This is a genomic window from Pseudoalteromonas tetraodonis (assembly GCF_002310835.1).
GTDB classification, from domain to species: domain Bacteria; phylum Pseudomonadota; class Gammaproteobacteria; order Enterobacterales; family Alteromonadaceae; genus Pseudoalteromonas; species Pseudoalteromonas tetraodonis.
In genome coordinates this window covers 1,735,571-1,750,565 of the sequence record NZ_CP011041.1, presented here as the reverse complement: position 1 = coordinate 1,750,565, position 14,995 = coordinate 1,735,571, and the positions used below count along the sequence as shown (strand labels likewise).

Sequence of the window (14,995 nt, the reverse complement as noted above, 5' to 3'; positions counted from 1 at the left end):
AAAGAGAAACTCAAGAGGGGGAGTACGAAAGAATATAACTTCCACGTTTTTATTTCCTCTAAAAGCAAAGCGTCTCTTAGTACTCCTTGTGTATAAAGCCTTTATGTTTAAACCTAATGTGATATTAAATAGTTGTTATGAACTTAGAATCAAAGCGCTTCAAAAATGGCTGCAATGCCTTGCCCGCCGCCAATACACATTGTGACTAACCCAAACTTGCCATTAATTCGTTTGAGTTCGTACAAGCATTTAGTTGATAAAATTGCACCTGTTGCGCCTACAGGGTGCCCTAACGCAATGGCGCCGCCATTCGGGTTTACTTTATGGGCAGGGAAATTTAACTCGTTTGCAACGCACAGAGCTTGTACTGCAAAGGCCTCGTTAGACTCAATTACATCCATATCGTCAATGGTTAAGCCGGTTTTTTCAAATACCTGTTGTACTGCAGGAATAGGGCCGATACCCATTAAAGTAGGATCAACGCCTGCTCTGGCATAACCCACTAAACGAGCCAGCGGTTTTAAGCCTTGTTCATTGGCTTTTTGCTCTGACATAAGTACCAACATGGCTGCACCATCGTTTATACCGGATGAGCTTGCTGCGGTAACGGTGCCATCTTTTTTAAAGTAGGGCTTTAAAGTGGCAAGTTTATCGGCTGTGGTATCGGCGCGAACGTGTTCGTCGGTGTCAAAAACGTTCGTGCCTTTACGTGATTTAATCTCGATAGGCACAATCTGCTGTTTAAAATGACCTGCAGCAATCGCTTTTGCGGCTTTATGATGGCTTTTTGCTGCGTACTCGTCTTGCTGCTGACGGCTAATTGAATATTTTTCTGCGATGTTTTCAGCAGTTATTCCCATCGGGTTATTATCCCATGGGTCTTGTAAGGTCGTGGTGAGCTCATCGACCATAGTGCTATTGCCCATTTTTTGCCCCCAGCGGTTACTTTCAAGGGTATAGGCAGAGCTACTCATGCTTTCTGCTCCGCCAGCAATGGCTGCATCTACATCACCTAATTGAATTTGTTGTGCCGCTTGTATGATTGCTTCAAGCCCTGAACCACATAAGCGATTAAGCGTTACAGCGTGGCTGCTTATAGGCAACCCAGCATCGAGACCAATGACTCTTGAAAGGTATGCGTCTTTAGGGCCGTTATGAATAACTTTGCCTACCACACATGAACCTACTTGGTTAGGAGATAGTTTAGACCGATTTAGGGCTTCTTTTGCGCACAAAGTGCCAAGCTCAGCTGGGCTAAAATCTTTGAGGCTGCCACCAAAGCTGCCGATAGCGGTACGAACCGCACTGAGTATTACTACGCTGTTGTTTGTATTTTGTGCCATTGTTGTTCTCTTATTATTTTTATAATCACTTTGTGCTGGTGTATGTTTAATAGACTAATGCGATTAATAGTTTTATTAATGCATCAAAGCATAATTTCTCAATAAACTAAAGGCGAGGTTGGTTCAGCTGTATATGTATTTTAATAAAGGGAATAGTAAAGTAGGTGAGTAGTAATAATATTTTTGTTTAAATTTATGAAATAGGGCTCTCATTATGAGAGCCCACAGGTGTTTATAAATCAATCATTTCAATATTAACAACAACATTTTTAAAACCCGCATCTTCAAACTCTTTTTTTAACTTTTCTGCACTAGAGTACTCACTAGATGAAACACTTCGCTTACTTCTTTGGTTAGTGACAATTGGGGTTTCGTCACCAAAGTAAACACTGCCCGCAAATTGGCTTTGTGCATAAAAGTGGCCTGTTAGGGTTGTTTTTTTAGGTCTTAAAACATGGCTTAAATAGTATTGCATTGTTGATAAGCTTGTTTGTTGTATCATCCAAGGCCAATCCCATTTTTTATTCTCACCTGGTATATAGCGGTGTTCCCATTGATACTCAATGCTTTTATCTTGACCTGCCCAACGGCCAATTACAAAATTAGCAGTGTCGTTAGGTCTGTTTTCTGGGTGGGTTAATAAAGCATTGCCTCCCCATCGCATAAAGCCATTTATAGATAGATCATAGGTAATATCAGCATCGAATGCATAAGGATACGATATTGATGATTTAAACAAATCGACCTTTGCATTAAGCTGTGTGTATGCTGGTACATTGGTTCTTGCCTGTACAACTACTCGCTCAGCTTCTGAGCCGCCATTACTTGTTCCCCATGCTTGCTCCGCTGCGATTGTGACTGATAACGAAGTGTCTGATCCGCCAGTAACAGAGGGAGACTTCCATGTATTAGATAATGTAACAGACTCAGAAATACTGTAATCATTGGTTTTAGACCAGTTGGTTGCCGCATCGTATTCAATTGTAACCACTGACATTTGAGCTGCTGACGTGTCATTCACTGCAGGGACTGTTAACGTTTTTATTAGTTCTTTGTCGGCAGCAACAATATCACCTGTTATTTTATATGACTCGTTATCCATCACATATTGAAAGTTAGATACGGTAATAGCTGACTTTTCATCACATCGATAACCATCACAACTGCCACCGTTGTAACCTTGTATTTTCCATCCTGAGCCCGCTTTAGATACCTCCATGTCATCACCAACATAGCTTGAGCGATTGCCACCAACCCACGCAAATCCCATTGTATGAGCAAGGTATGAAAGGGGTTTTATAAACACCTCTTTTTGATTTACTAAGTCCCATTCAATTTGGCTTTGACTGCCTGGCGATACTTTTACGGGACTTAATGTAGGGATCTCATTAATAGGATCGTTAGGGTAGCACCAAGAATTTGCAGCAGTCCCTTGTTTTATTTCACCTGCGTAGCCAGAACCCATAATAACCCAGCCATTAGCTAATCCCGTTATTTGCCACTTACCCATTTTGTTAGTAAGTTCATTTCTGTAGGTTTGCGCTTCAGCCTTTGTAATTAGTCTATTATCAGCTGAGCAAACTCCAGCACCTAAGCTTTCATTTTTAAGTTGATCTGGATAAATTGCAGTTGTATTAGCACTTACAAAACTTGTATGCGACAACAGCAATAGGGGTAATATTTTTTTCATTAAGTTACATCCTTTAAAATTATATTTAAATGAGGTCCTAATTAAATAATCTAATTTTGGACCAATTTTGATTCTAAAGAACTCGCTTTATTTTTATAGAGTGTTATATGAAAGTTGATTTTTCAAAAATATTAGTTGCTTAAACATTACAAAAATTAATTAAATTATTAATGCTGCGGTAGCTACATTTTGATTCCTTTGAGAGAGTGCTCTAAAAAATCAATTAAATAGCGTGTGCTTTTTGGAATTAATTTATCAGGCCATAAAAGGTTTACATCTCGCTTTATGGGTTTGAACTGAGTTAATACTTCAACTAAGCTTTCGTCTTTTATATGCGGTAATAAACAATATTTAGGGCCATAATATACACCTCTTCCTTCAATAGCAGCTAAGGCACACATTTCTATATCGTTAGAAATAAAGTTAGGTTGAGGTTTAAAAATTACCTGTTCATTTTTATTTGTTTTAAAGGACCAGTTTTCGAATGGCGAGCACGATATGTGGGGTAGTTTAGCTAAATCGTCAAAATTACTTGGTATGCCATATTGCTCAATTAAACTCGATGAACAAGCTAAAGCAAAACTCATTTGGTTAATGACTTTACATATATTTTGTGAGCTATCTAGTTTTCCAATTCTAATGGCTAAATCAAACTCGGTGGCTTTTAAATCAAGGCGTTCATCCGATAGCATCATATGAATCTTAATATTTGGATAAAGTAATGTGAATTGATTTATAACGCCTGAGAAGTACACACTCTTTATAAAGTTTTGCGGCGCTATTAGTTTAATTTTACTCACTTTATTTTCACTGAAATTCTTAAAATTGCACAGCGTAGTTTGTAAACCTTCTACATGGGCTAGGCAGTGGCTATAAAAACTCTTTCCAGGTTCTGTTAATCGCAAACTTCCTTTTTCACGATAAAACAACGCTAACGATAAGTCTTCTTCAAGTTTTTTTATTTTTCTTTGTAAAGTGGGTAAAGGAATATTTAACTTTACTGACGCTTCATTAAATGTTTTGTAATGATTTACTTTTATAAAAAGCGCTATGATATCAAGCAAGGTAAATCTCCTGTATTAATTTAAGACATGAAATTGTATTTAGTACTTAATAATTAGTTAAAGTTATAAAACTAATTATTTAATTAAAGTACTCATTAGTCCCTTTTGTGGCAACAAGAAATTTACCTTTGTATTAGAATATTTAATAAATTATTGTGAGCGAAGGTGTACTTACTTGAGGTATTAGTAATTAAAGATTCTGCAAATAACGCGTTTTTTAAAATAAAAACTCAGTAGAAACAATGCGTAACATTTTACGATACGTTTTAATAGACAAACAATAAACGAGTAATTACGCTAGACACACTTTTTTGGTGAATAATCATGATGCATAGGATCTGATTACCTAAATGGAATTTGCCACGATAAATCAACAGAACCGAAGGTATTAAAGATGAATGTGTTTATAAAATGGTTGATTTTAGCTGCATTAATTATTGCCGCTATTTCATGTTATTCATACGGTAGCACTACCGGCTTATTTATTTTTATTATTGCGGGCTTTGTTTTTGAAATGGCATTTTGGTTTAAGGTATTTCCTATAAAAAGAAATCACCATGATAGGAAGCCTATTTAACCGTCTTAAAAAATGAATTTTTAAGTGGGCCTGCAGCTTTGAGAATAGAATAAATAATTAGTCTGCTATTACTTTGCTTAAATATTAGAAAGGCTGCATTTTTTGCAGCCTTTTGGTTTTTTAAACTCAGTGGGTAACTCGATCGCCCCAAATGTCTTCTAGGCGACTATCACGGCCACAACGCCAGCGATAGGTGTTATAACGAATAGGATTATTTTTGTAGTAATCTTGGTGATAACTTTCATCGCCCTTTATAGGGTAAAAGGTTTTAGCATCGAGAATAGGGGTTACTACTGTTTGGTTAGTAAACTCATTCATAACGGCTTGTTTAGATTGCTTAGCTAATTGTCGCTGTTGCTCATTAGCAACAAAAATCGCACTACGGTAGCTTGGGCCTTTATCACAAAACTGACCTTTTGCGTCAAAAGGATCAATATTCACCCAGTAATGGTTTAAAATATCTTGATAGCTTAATACATTAGTGTTGTAGGTAACCAGAACAGCTTCGTAGTGGCCTTGGTGATTACCATTGTAGGTTGGATTTTTAAGTTCACCACCAGTAAACCCTGAGATCACATCGGTTACACCTTCGAGTTTTTCAAAGTCACTTTCTATACACCAAAAACAGCCACCGGCTAAAATAGCTTGTTCGGTTTTAGCGTATGTTAATGAGCTAAACAAAATCCCCATAGAGGTCAATGCTAGCGCTAATGTGTGTTTCATAAAAATGTTCACCTTTAGTTATGTATAAATACTTGTATAGTAAGACCCGCTAACTTTAAAAACTCTTTCATTACAAAGTTGCTTAAGGGTTTGAACTAACTTTATATAAAACGGATGCGAGATATGAAAAGTTTAATGACGAATGATCATTTGCATGATGAATTATTAATCATTTTACAAAACAACTTTGCTCCCTCAGGGTATAAACTACCAAACGCTGATGAGTTGATACCTCATAATCAAAATGCCCAATACCATGGCTATGCATTTACTTTAAACCAAAAACGTATAATTTACAGAAAAGCTAAAATTACACCCGACAGACCTGGCGCTTTTTTAGCACTATGGAAACGCCCAGCGGATTTGAGTAATTTTAAACCAATTCCATTTGCCAATGAGTTTGACTATTTATTAGTAGCGGTTTCAAGTGATGGATTAACCACTATTAATAACCAAGTAGCAAATATACAAAAAGGTTTCTTTTTATTTCCAGTTGAGTTGTTAGTTAAAAAAGGCATCGTCACAGGTAGAAACCATAAAGGTAAAACGGCTTTTAGAGTATTTCCGCCTTGGAGCGAAAGTAGGGCATTAAAAGGGACTGGCGCATTTAGTAATTCTGCTAAAGTTACTCAGCGTTGGCAATGCGATTATTTTTTAAATCAGAACCAACATGGCTTAGTTGATTTAATTAAGTTAAACAATATTTTAGCTAACGCTGTTTAAATTTGAATTATTAAGTCACTTTACGAGCATTGTTTTATATAGGGTTGTTTACTAAAGTGAAATTATAACCTTATGTAAATTTGAAAGGGGAAATCATGAACCAGTTAACCGAAAAGTCAATTAGTTGTCCTTACTGCGGTGAAACCATAGAAGTATTAATTGATGTGGCTGATATTGATGAGCAATACATAGAAGATTGTCAAGTATGCTGTAAGCCCATTACGTTTGTGGTGTTTGATGATGAAGACGAGCTTGGCGTAAATGTGTATAGCGAAGATGATGCGTTTTGAAGGAATCAACAAGGCGAATGACATTACAACCACTTAATAATACGCATATTATCGAGCTAATGAGTTGGTTTAATGATCAACATGACATAACTTAATGGGCTGGCCCTTACTTTAGGTACCCATTTACGGCGCAGACTTTTATTGAAAACTTAAACCTTGATGTCTCGACTTCTTTTGTATTGGTTGGACAACAAAACGTATTACTCGCTTTTGGGCAATATTATCAACAAAAAAACAAATGTCATTTGGCGCGTTTAATAGTAAACCCTATACGAAGGGGGGAGGGAATTGCAGCCACCCTAATTAAAGCATTATGTAAACATGGGCAATTAAACTTAAATGTTAATGATTGCTCATTGTTTATTTATAAATACAACCTAGCAGCAGTATCGGCTTATAAAAAGCTAGGCTTTAAAGTTGCTGCTAATACCCCAGAAAATCATGACTTAAGCCCATTACCAGAAAACTGTGTACATATGGTTAAGTGATAAATTTTGTTTAATTTAGCTATTTTGCTGTTCACGCGCTAATTGGTTAGGCAGCAACTGCTCTACAATTTCTCTCGCTGGTAAGGTGTAACGCACACCATCAAACATAACCGACGTAAACTCGTTAATATTAGTAATGCCGGTAAGGGTCCAACCTTCACCACGTTTTGGGCAGTAAACAGTAGTAGTTGGTTGTATTACTTTAAAATTGTCACTCATAGTTTATCTCAATTAATGCTTGTGAATACGGTATGGTAAGTTAATAATGACGCTCTATAAAGTGCTATTTAAAGCGCGTTTACTTTATTTGGCGTAGGCATGTTTAAAACTATAAAATTACCCCGCGTTACCTTACGTTTAATTACCCACAAACACGGCGCAGCGCTATTAACAATTTTAAATAATCCACTCGTTTATGAGTTTAACGATTATAAAACCCCGCTAAATAAACAGCATATTAAGCAGTTAATTCAAGATGATATCTCGAGTTATTACCAAGGTGAAGGTGTTCGGCTTGCGATTGAACATAATATATCTGGTGACCTAATTGGTACCTGTGGTTTATATAACATAAATAGCCAAACCCAAAGTGCTTATTTGGGCTTCGAACTCGATCCTTTTTATTGGCAGCAAGGCTTAATGCAAGAAGTACTTAAAGGCTTTGTCAGTGAAGTGCATAGCTCTATAAACATTGAGCACTTATATGCAGAAATTCATGGTAAAAACGTACGCTGTTATAACTTGCTTACTAAACTTGGCTTTGTATTTAAGCAGCAACTTAATAACGGTGTATGGCATAAGCAATTAACTAAAATGGGTGACGCATGAGAATTAAAAAAGCGATTATTTTAAATGTGTTGCTTGCTGTTAGTGTATTTGGGTTTGCAATAACTGGGTTTAGTTATTATCAAAATAATGTTTCAGACTTTGTTGATGTAACCTTAGATTCGAAAGTGCTTAATGAGTCTCGTAAGGTATTTATAAGGTTCCCCGATGATTTTGATAAAAATAAAGCGTATCCACTTATTATAAAAACAGATGGTAATTTTAATTTAGCTAATTGGGATAAAGCGCTAAAAGCATTAAATCCTGAAAGTATATTAAATGAGGCTATTTTAGTTGCTATACCTAATCAGTTTTTTACTGATACCCGAAATCGTGATCTTGTACCACCTTATGCAAGGAAGGACGTAAATACAAATCCTCGACCTAAACATGAAACTTCGCCAGAAATTTTTGGTAAAGCTGATTTGTTTTTAGCTTTTATAGAGCAAGAGCTACTTACTTATTTAGAGGCTAACTACAGGTTAACTGAAAACCGTATATTAACGGGATTTTCGGCAGGGGGCAGTTTTACTTTATATACGCTGCATACCAAACCAATGCTATTTAATGGTTACTTTGCATTTAGCCCTGCGGCTTGGTATGACGATATGACCGTAGTAAATCATTTTAATAGCTTTTTACAAGTTAAAACACAGAGCTACTATAGACCCGCCTTATTATATTTTACTGTTGGCGGGGCTGAGCATAAATTAATGCTTGAGGCGTATAATAACTTGGAGCAAAGTTTAGTAAGCCATACTAGTAACTGGTTAGTGTGGGGCAGTAAAGTAAACCCTGATGCAAAGCATAATGATAATCCAGCATTGAGTATTACGGGGGCTTTAATGGCCTATGATGAATTTATTAATTAATAATATTGTTAAACTTTAATTAAGAGTAGTACTAGCAAAACGGCTTAACTGTATATATGTACAGTTAAGCCGTTTTGCTATAAATTATTTTATGGTGTAAATGGCTGGTGGATGTAAGGTAACACATGCAAGAACACATCATACTTAATTGTGTTTAAATGTAATCTTAGCAATGGCGTAATATAAATTATCGATTTACTCATAAGTGGAGTGGTGGGTTTATAACGCTTATTGAGTTTGGCTATCTGGATCGTTAAATAAAGAATTTAAATAACAAAAAAGGTGGGCGGTGCTTTATTTATATCAGCACCGATCTATACGTTTAGGACTTAATTACAAAAGCGCTATTTTATTACTTAACTGTCTAAGCATATTTTCAGCATTTGGTAAGGGATCGTTTAACCCATCGATTAAGGTCATAAAATAACAGTCCATCATTACGCTTGCTTTTGTTTCATCAAACTTCGTTTGTTCACTAAAAAGCAGTTGTTTAAATTCATCCATCTGCGCTTTAAAAAAAGACGTTCTCCAAATGATGTCGCTAATTAATAGCTTACTAAATTCACTATTTTCACAATAAAAAGAATAAAGCGGATGAGCGTAATGACGTAACTTTAAGCGAGGGGAGTGCTGCGTATCTAACTGCTTTGCTTGGTTAATAATAACGGCTATTTGTTGTTGCATACCGGCCATCAATAAATCAATTTTATTTTCAAAATGACTAAACACTGTACCTACAGCAACATTGGCTGCAACCGCTATTTCTCTTGTTGATGTGTGATCGTAACCTTGCAGCAAAAATAATTCCCATGCTGAAGCTAAAATTTTATCGCGTGTCTTTTCTTTTTTACTCATTATATTTCAATGCTTTACTTGTTTGTTAAATAAAAGGGCTAAATCATTATTTGATTAATTGAGCGCGCTCAATTAATATTGTGAGCGCGCTCATTTTTATAAGGATGTTACATGAAGTTTATCAAACGTGTTATTGGTTATGTACTTTTTATTCCACTAATTTATTTTTATTCTTATTTGCTAGGGCCAATATTAAAAGTAGTTTTAGTCCCAGGAGGGGTTGCTTTTTTATGGCTTATTCTAGGGCCAACAGAGGGGACGCGTGCGTTAAAAAAAGCATTTAAGAAAAAATAGCTCAAGCTTCAACTAAACAAATCGAAAAAAGCCCTGCTATTTTGCAGGGCTTTAAGTTTAGCTTTGTGATTTTAAGCTTGAAAGCTCAACTGATATTAAAGAACGTATCTAAAACCAAAAGCAATACCGTCATCTTCAGATTGCTCCATTAGCGCTTGCTGCTGTTTATTATTACTTTCAAAATCACCAAAGTCTTTACGTGCTTCTACATAAAGTTGTGTGTCTTGGTCAATTAAGTAATGCACACCAATAACTGCAAACTGACGCTTAAATACATCGTTAGGATCGGCATTAAAGTTTGGTTGAATTACGTAGTCATCACCTGCATCAAATAAGTTATAGGCAATAAATGGTCTAAAATCGTTATCAAAGCGATACGACACAAATGTTTCAATACCAATCGCATCTTTAATTAAACGACCTATGTTATCTGTATCGTGGTTTTCGTTTTTGTTGATATTAGCGGCTACATACAAGCCTGGCGCATCAATATTGCCCCAAATAACACCTGCACCATAAATTAAATCGTCAACAGAGCGGGTTGTTCCGTCGCCATACGTTAATTCAAACTCGCCGCGGTTAATACCCGCAGTCAGTTTTAGCTTATCAGTCACGTTATAGGTTACTGCACCGCCAAACGTATAGTTAAATTCAACTTGTTGTGCAGCAGCATCTCCAGACTCAAAATTTGCTTGGCATTGTGATTCTGTAATATTACTTACATCACAAGTATAAAAAGCGCTGTTTTTTAACTGAGTTTGAACACTAAAGTCAAAGTCGTTGTAGCTATTACGGTATTGCAGTGTTTTATCACCACGACCAGTACCATTTACTGCACCATCGTCTTTGTTGTAAGTGTAAACACCGGCAGCGTTACCATCCCATACATAGCTGTAGTTTGTAGCATACACAACATCAAACCACGCACCCCATTGTTTACCAATCGTAATTTGGCCGTATTTATCGTGTTTAAGTCCTGCATAACCTAAACGATTATATAAAAACTCATCTTGAATAGATTCAAAACGGTTGTTGTATACAATATCGCTACTGCCAACAGGGTTGACACCCCATTCAACTAAAGCCATTGCTTCCCAGCCGTTTTTTAGTTGGCGTTTAAAATCAAAATTAATTCGTGAGGCACCATTGACGATTTCGTTTTGACCTTGAGTATTTATCACTCGCGCATCAATATATCCGCCTACTGCGACTGTATTTTTTTCATCCTTAAACACTTCTACTGCTGAAATACTTGGAGCAGCTAAAATACCCGCAATTGCTAGCGATACTAATTTTCTTTTCATTGTGTGTGCCTTGCCTAAATTAAAGACGTTTTTATAATTACTAAATTCGAAGTCGTGCAGACTAGCAAAGCAATAAAAGGCTCAAAAGTGAAAAATTATCAATGATAATTAGCACAAAACACGAGGCTTGTTCATTTTAAGTTAATGCTGTTTTTATTTTGTAGCCGTATAAACAGCCATTTAATTTTGGAATAAGACATTAGGCTTAAATGTAGGAGAGGGAGTGTTGAATTTTTTTCATAGTTGCGCCTGTCGGCATGGGTAGAGCTAAAACTCTAATACTATAAAAAACGTTAATATAGCCGTATTAATTGTTAATAAAAGTAAAATGCGACCAAGTCGCCTGTAAACGCGATTAAATAATTTATAAAGGGTTTTATGCTAGTTGTTTTTTTATGAAACATTTTTTTACTGCATCAACAGTACAATAATGAGTTTTACTCACCTTTTTAGCACATTTACTCGCCCAGTACTTTGGGTTTGGTGCTATAAACTTTCATAGAAAAAAACGGTGATTTGGTTTAAACTGCGCGCAATTTAAATACTTCAGTCTCCCTTGGAGGGTAGCGCTATTATTAGTACAGCAAACATCACCATGCAATTTGGTGCTAAACCGTTATTTGAAAATATCTCAGCTAAATTTGGCGAATCAAACCGTTATGGTTTAATTGGTGCTAATGGTTGTGGTAAGTCGACCTTTATGAAAATCCTTAGTGGTGAATTAGAACCATCTTCGGGTAACGTAAGTACTGATCCAAATGAGCGCGTTGCTAAACTAAACCAAGATCAATTCGCCTACGAAGAATATTCTGTTATTGATACCGTGATTATGGGTCATAAAGAATTGTGGGATATCAAACAAGAACGTGACCGTATATATAGCCTACCTGAAATGAGTGAAGAAGACGGCATGAAAGTAGCCGATCTTGAAACTGAATTTGCTGAAATGGACGGTTACTCGGCTGAATCTAAAGCGGGTGAGTTACTATTAGGTGTGGGTATTGCTACAGAGCAGCACTACGGACCTATGTCAGAAATTGCACCAGGTTTTAAACTTCGTGTGCTTCTAGCTCAAGTTTTGTTTTCAGACCCTGATATCATGCTGCTCGATGAGCCTACCAATAACTTGGACATTTATACAATTAAGTGGCTTGAAGATGTATTGAATCAACGTGACTGTACCATGATCATCATCTCGCATGATCGTCACTTTTTAAATTCGGTATGTACGCACATGGCCGATATTGACTACGGTGAACTACGTATTTACCCGGGTAACTACGATGAATACATGTTTGCAGCTACTCAAGCACGCGAACGTTTATTAAGTGAAAACGCCAAAAAGAAAAGCCAAATAGCAGAGCTTCAACAGTTTGTATCGCGTTTTTCTGCCAACGCATCAAAGGCAAAGCAAGCCACTTCACGTGCAAAACGAATTGATAAAATTCAATTAGACGAAGTAAAAGCGTCGTCACGTCAAACACCTTTTATTCGTTTTGAACAAGAAAAGCAGTTATTTCGTAACGCACTAGAAATGACTAGCTTATCGCAAGGCTTTGAAGAAACTTTATTCTCAGGATTAGAAGGCCTAGTTGAAGTAGGTGAACGCATTGCTATTATTGGTGAAAATGGTGTGGGTAAAACAACATTATTAAACACTTTAGCAGGACGTTTAGCGCCTAAAAGCGGTGAGTTTAAATGGTCTGAAAATGCAAACATTGGCTACTATGCACAAGATCATGCCGATGAGTTTGAAAAAGACATGAATTTGTTTGAGTGGATGGAGCAATGGCAACAAGAGGGCGACGATGAGCAAGTAGTGCGTAGCTTCTTGGGTCGTATGTTGTTTTCACAAAACGATATCAAAAAATCTGTAAAAGTAATATCTGGTGGTGAGCAAGGTCGTATGCTGTTTGGTAAAATCATGATGCATAAACCAAATATCTTATTAATGGATGAGCCAACCAACCACATGGATATGGAATCAATTGAAGCGCTTAACTTAGCACTTGAAGCGTATGAAGGTACCTTGATGTTTGTGTCACACGACCGTCAGTTTGTATCATCAGTTGCCACCCGTATTTGGGAAATTAAAGACGGTAAAGTTATCGACTTTAGAGGTAACTACTCAGAATATTTAGCGAGTAAAGAAGCTTAATTGCTGATTGTTTCGCTGTTTAAAAAAAGCCATGTTTAACATGGCTTTTTTATTGCCTGCTGGTCGCATTAGTGCAGCATTTAAGTATATAATACCCGCCATAAAACCGGACATAAGTCCGCTATTTTTAAAATACATTACTGAGGAGTATTTATGACTGTTGGCATTATTATGGGTTCTAAATCAGATTGGCCAACCATGGAACACGCCGCCCTTATGCTAGAAAAATTTGGCATTGAGTATGAAACTAAAGTGGTTTCTGCCCACCGCACTCCTCAATTACTTGCCGATTACGCAAGTTCAGCCGCAGAACGCGGTATTAAAGTTATTATTGCAGGCGCAGGTGGCGCGGCGCACTTACCGGGAATGGCGGCAGCGTTTACATCTCTGCCAGTTTTAGGCGTACCCGTTAAATCTAAAGCGCTAAACGGTGTAGACTCTCTGTTATCTATTTGCCAAATGCCAAAAGGTGTTGCGGTAGGTACTCTTGCTATTGGTGAGCCCGGTGCTGCAAACGCAGGTTTATTAGCGGCACAAATTTTAGGATGTCAAAATCCAGAAATCTTCGCAAAAATCGAAGCGTTCCGTAAAGAACAAACTGAGACTATTTTAGCTAACCCAAATCCTGCAGAGTGATCATGAATATTTTAATTTTAGGGGCAGGGCAGCTAGCACGAATGATGAGCTTAGCTGGTGCACCGCTTAATTTAAATGTGGTTGCTTATGATGTAGGCAGCAAAAAGATTGTACATCCGCTTACAAACGAAGTGTACCCAACAACGCTCGAACAAGCGATAGAAAACGCTGATGCTATTACGGCCGAGTTTGAACATATTCCAGATGATGTACTTACACAGTGTTGTAATAGCAATAAGTTTTATCCAGGCAAACAAGCCATTAAAACCGGTGGCGACCGTGCGCTTGAAAAAGCGCTCCTAGATAAAACCGCGGTCGCATGCGCGCCATATCAATTAATTACAGAAAAAGCGCATCTTGAACTCGCGGTTCAAACGCTTGGTAAGCCATTAGTCATTAAAACATGCCAAGCGGGTTACGATGGTAAAGGCCAATGGCGTTTAAAATCAGACGATCAAATTGAACAGATTTGGGCTGAAATGGCTGATTTTATTGCATCAGGCACTGAGCACGCTCCGCACACCATAATTGCAGAAAAAATGATCCCGTTTGAACGTGAAGTCTCTATTATTGGTGCGCGCGATAAACACGGCCATGTTGCTATTTATCCATTAACTGAAAACGAGCACACCGAGGGTGTGTTAACGCTTTCGGTTGCAGGTAAAAACAATAATAGCCAACTAGAACAACAAGCAATCACGGCATTTACCCGAATTGCGAATGAGCTTAACTATGTGGGTGTACTCGCCATTGAGTTTTTTGATGTGCAAGGTACATTACTGGTTAATGAAATTGCGCCGCGAGTTCATAACTCAGGCCATTGGACGCAACAAGGTGCTCATTGCTCGCAATTTGAAAACCATATGCGTGCTGTTGCCGGCTTACCTTTAGGTAGTACGCAACTTAAGCAACCGACTGCTATGATAAATGTATTAGGCCAAGCACAAATCCCTACTGATGTGTTAAAAACAGCAGATGTTACCAGCCATTGGTACGGTAAAAGTGTAAAACCTGGTCGCAAAATGGGCCACATTAATGTATCTGCTGATAATTTACAGCAATTAGGTGAACGCCTTGGTGAACTCGCAATGTGTTTACCAGAGCAAGATTACCCCGGTGTATTAGCTACCAGCAAATCGCTATTATAAGTTAA

At 37.3% G+C, this 14,995-nt stretch carries 16 protein-coding genes and 1 pseudogene; 10 read left to right on the top strand and 7 right to left on the bottom strand.

Annotation, left to right across the window (positions count from 1 at the left end; genetic code table 11):
- Positions 1-149 precede the first annotated feature (149 nt).
- The 3 genes from bktB to PTET_RS08070 all read right to left on the bottom strand — a co-directional run bounded on the left by bktB (position 150) and on the right by PTET_RS08070 (position 4,097).
- Positions 150-1,343, bottom strand: coding sequence for a beta-ketothiolase BktB (gene bktB / locus PTET_RS08080; RefSeq protein ID WP_013464962.1), 1,194 nt, complete (start codon positions 1,341-1,343; stop codon positions 150-152).
- A gap of 232 nt (positions 1,344-1,575) precedes the next feature.
- Complete coding sequence (locus PTET_RS08075) at positions 1,576-3,033, bottom strand: aerolysin family beta-barrel pore-forming toxin (protein ID WP_013464961.1); 1,458 nt, start codon at positions 3,031-3,033, stop codon at positions 1,576-1,578.
- Between the two features lie 182 nt (positions 3,034-3,215).
- A complete protein-coding gene (locus PTET_RS08070; RefSeq protein WP_016900354.1) occupies positions 3,216-4,097 on the bottom strand; it encodes a LysR family transcriptional regulator in 882 nt (293 codons plus the stop codon).
- 394 nt (positions 4,098-4,491) lie between these two features.
- On the opposite strand from PTET_RS08070, the gene PTET_RS08065 reads away from it, so the two are divergent.
- Positions 4,492-4,674, top strand: coding sequence for a hypothetical protein (locus PTET_RS08065; protein WP_013464959.1), 183 nt, complete (start codon positions 4,492-4,494; stop codon positions 4,672-4,674).
- A gap of 126 nt (positions 4,675-4,800) precedes the next feature.
- Here the strand turns inward: PTET_RS08065 and msrA are convergent, their stop codons facing one another.
- Complete coding sequence (gene msrA, locus PTET_RS08060; protein ID WP_013464958.1) at positions 4,801-5,397, bottom strand: peptide-methionine (S)-S-oxide reductase MsrA; 597 nt, start codon at positions 5,395-5,397, stop codon at positions 4,801-4,803.
- A 123-nt stretch (positions 5,398-5,520) separates the two neighbouring features.
- On the opposite strand from msrA, the gene PTET_RS08055 reads away from it, so the two are divergent.
- The 3 genes and pseudogenes from PTET_RS08055 to PTET_RS08045 all read left to right on the top strand — a co-directional run.
- Complete coding sequence (locus PTET_RS08055) at positions 5,521-6,120, top strand: MepB family protein (RefSeq protein WP_013464957.1); 600 nt, start codon at positions 5,521-5,523, stop codon at positions 6,118-6,120.
- Between the two features lie 95 nt (positions 6,121-6,215).
- Positions 6,216-6,410 (top strand): CPXCG motif-containing cysteine-rich protein, encoded by a 195-nt coding sequence (locus PTET_RS08050; RefSeq protein ID WP_013464956.1) that lies wholly within the window; start codon positions 6,216-6,218, stop codon positions 6,408-6,410.
- 116 nt (positions 6,411-6,526) lie between these two features.
- Positions 6,527-6,898, top strand: a pseudogene (locus PTET_RS08045) (GNAT family N-acetyltransferase); the annotation flags it as partial.
- Between the two features lie 15 nt (positions 6,899-6,913).
- Here PTET_RS08045 and PTET_RS08040 read toward each other — a convergent pair.
- The gene (locus PTET_RS08040) at positions 6,914-7,117 is read right to left on the bottom strand and encodes a hypothetical protein (protein ID WP_013464954.1); all 204 of its coding nucleotides are present in this window, start codon (positions 7,115-7,117) and stop codon (positions 6,914-6,916) included.
- Between the two features lie 99 nt (positions 7,118-7,216).
- On the opposite strand from PTET_RS08040, the gene PTET_RS08035 reads away from it, so the two are divergent.
- Both PTET_RS08035 and PTET_RS08030 read left to right on the top strand, forming a co-directional pair.
- Positions 7,217-7,726 (top strand): GNAT family N-acetyltransferase, encoded by a 510-nt coding sequence (locus PTET_RS08035; RefSeq protein WP_013464953.1) that lies wholly within the window; start codon positions 7,217-7,219, stop codon positions 7,724-7,726.
- A complete protein-coding gene (locus PTET_RS08030; RefSeq protein WP_013464952.1) occupies positions 7,723-8,595 on the top strand; it encodes an alpha/beta hydrolase in 873 nt (290 codons plus the stop codon). Before PTET_RS08035 ends, PTET_RS08030 begins: the two co-directional genes overlap by 4 nt.
- Positions 8,596-8,928: 333 nt before the next feature.
- Here PTET_RS08030 and PTET_RS08025 read toward each other — a convergent pair whose 3' ends face one another.
- Positions 8,929-9,450, bottom strand: coding sequence for a TetR/AcrR family transcriptional regulator (locus PTET_RS08025; protein WP_013464951.1), 522 nt, complete (start codon positions 9,448-9,450; stop codon positions 8,929-8,931).
- Between the two features lie 111 nt (positions 9,451-9,561).
- Here PTET_RS08025 and PTET_RS08020 point away from each other — a divergent pair, with 111 nt between their 5' ends.
- Positions 9,562-9,744, top strand: a complete 183-nt coding sequence (locus PTET_RS08020) for a hypothetical protein (RefSeq protein ID WP_013464950.1) — start codon at positions 9,562-9,564, stop codon at positions 9,742-9,744.
- Positions 9,745-9,839: 95 nt separating this feature from the next.
- On the opposite strand, the gene PTET_RS08015 is transcribed toward PTET_RS08020, so the two are convergent.
- On the bottom strand, positions 9,840-11,048 hold the full coding sequence (locus PTET_RS08015; RefSeq protein WP_096038433.1) for a porin: 1,209 nt from the start codon (positions 11,046-11,048) through the stop codon (positions 9,840-9,842).
- A 571-nt stretch (positions 11,049-11,619) separates the two neighbouring features.
- Here PTET_RS08015 and PTET_RS08010 point away from each other — a divergent pair.
- The 3 genes from PTET_RS08010 to PTET_RS08000 all read left to right on the top strand — a co-directional run bounded on the left by PTET_RS08010 (position 11,620) and on the right by PTET_RS08000 (position 14,990).
- On the top strand, positions 11,620-13,206 hold the full coding sequence (locus PTET_RS08010; protein WP_076916071.1) for an ABC-F family ATPase: 1,587 nt from the start codon (positions 11,620-11,622) through the stop codon (positions 13,204-13,206).
- Between the two features lie 153 nt (positions 13,207-13,359).
- Entirely contained in the window at positions 13,360-13,842 is a 483-nt protein-coding gene (gene purE, locus PTET_RS08005) for a 5-(carboxyamino)imidazole ribonucleotide mutase (protein WP_058154619.1), read from the top strand.
- A 2-nt stretch (positions 13,843-13,844) separates the two neighbouring features.
- The gene (locus PTET_RS08000; protein ID WP_058154617.1) at positions 13,845-14,990 is read left to right on the top strand and encodes a 5-(carboxyamino)imidazole ribonucleotide synthase; all 1,146 of its coding nucleotides are present in this window, start codon (positions 13,845-13,847) and stop codon (positions 14,988-14,990) included.
- Positions 14,991-14,995 lie beyond the last annotated feature (5 nt).

Coding starts and splice junctions, on each gene's coding strand:
- PTET_RS08075 (WP_013464961.1), bottom strand. CDS start 3,033: ATGAAAAAAATATTACCCCTATTGCTGTTGTCGCATACAAGTTTTGTA.
- PTET_RS08015 (WP_096038433.1), bottom strand. CDS start 11,048: ATGAAAAGAAAATTAGTATCGCTAGCAATTGCGGGTATTTTAGCTGCT.
- PTET_RS08000 (WP_058154617.1), top strand. CDS start 13,845: ATGAATATTTTAATTTTAGGGGCAGGGCAGCTAGCACGAATGATGAGC.
- PTET_RS08025 (WP_013464951.1), bottom strand. CDS start 9,450: ATGAGTAAAAAAGAAAAGACACGCGATAAAATTTTAGCTTCAGCATGG.
- PTET_RS08035 (WP_013464953.1), top strand. CDS start 7,217: ATGTTTAAAACTATAAAATTACCCCGCGTTACCTTACGTTTAATTACC.
- PTET_RS08030 (WP_013464952.1), top strand. CDS start 7,723: ATGAGAATTAAAAAAGCGATTATTTTAAATGTGTTGCTTGCTGTTAGT.
- PTET_RS08020 (WP_013464950.1), top strand. CDS start 9,562: ATGAAGTTTATCAAACGTGTTATTGGTTATGTACTTTTTATTCCACTA.
- bktB (WP_013464962.1), bottom strand. CDS start 1,343: ATGGCACAAAATACAAACAACAGCGTAGTAATACTCAGTGCGGTTCGT.
- msrA (WP_013464958.1), bottom strand. CDS start 5,397: ATGAAACACACATTAGCGCTAGCATTGACCTCTATGGGGATTTTGTTT.
- purE (WP_058154619.1), top strand. CDS start 13,360: ATGACTGTTGGCATTATTATGGGTTCTAAATCAGATTGGCCAACCATG.
- PTET_RS08050 (WP_013464956.1), top strand. CDS start 6,216: ATGAACCAGTTAACCGAAAAGTCAATTAGTTGTCCTTACTGCGGTGAA.
- PTET_RS08055 (WP_013464957.1), top strand. CDS start 5,521: ATGAAAAGTTTAATGACGAATGATCATTTGCATGATGAATTATTAATC.
- PTET_RS08065 (WP_013464959.1), top strand. CDS start 4,492: ATGAATGTGTTTATAAAATGGTTGATTTTAGCTGCATTAATTATTGCC.
- PTET_RS08040 (WP_013464954.1), bottom strand. CDS start 7,117: ATGAGTGACAATTTTAAAGTAATACAACCAACTACTACTGTTTACTGC.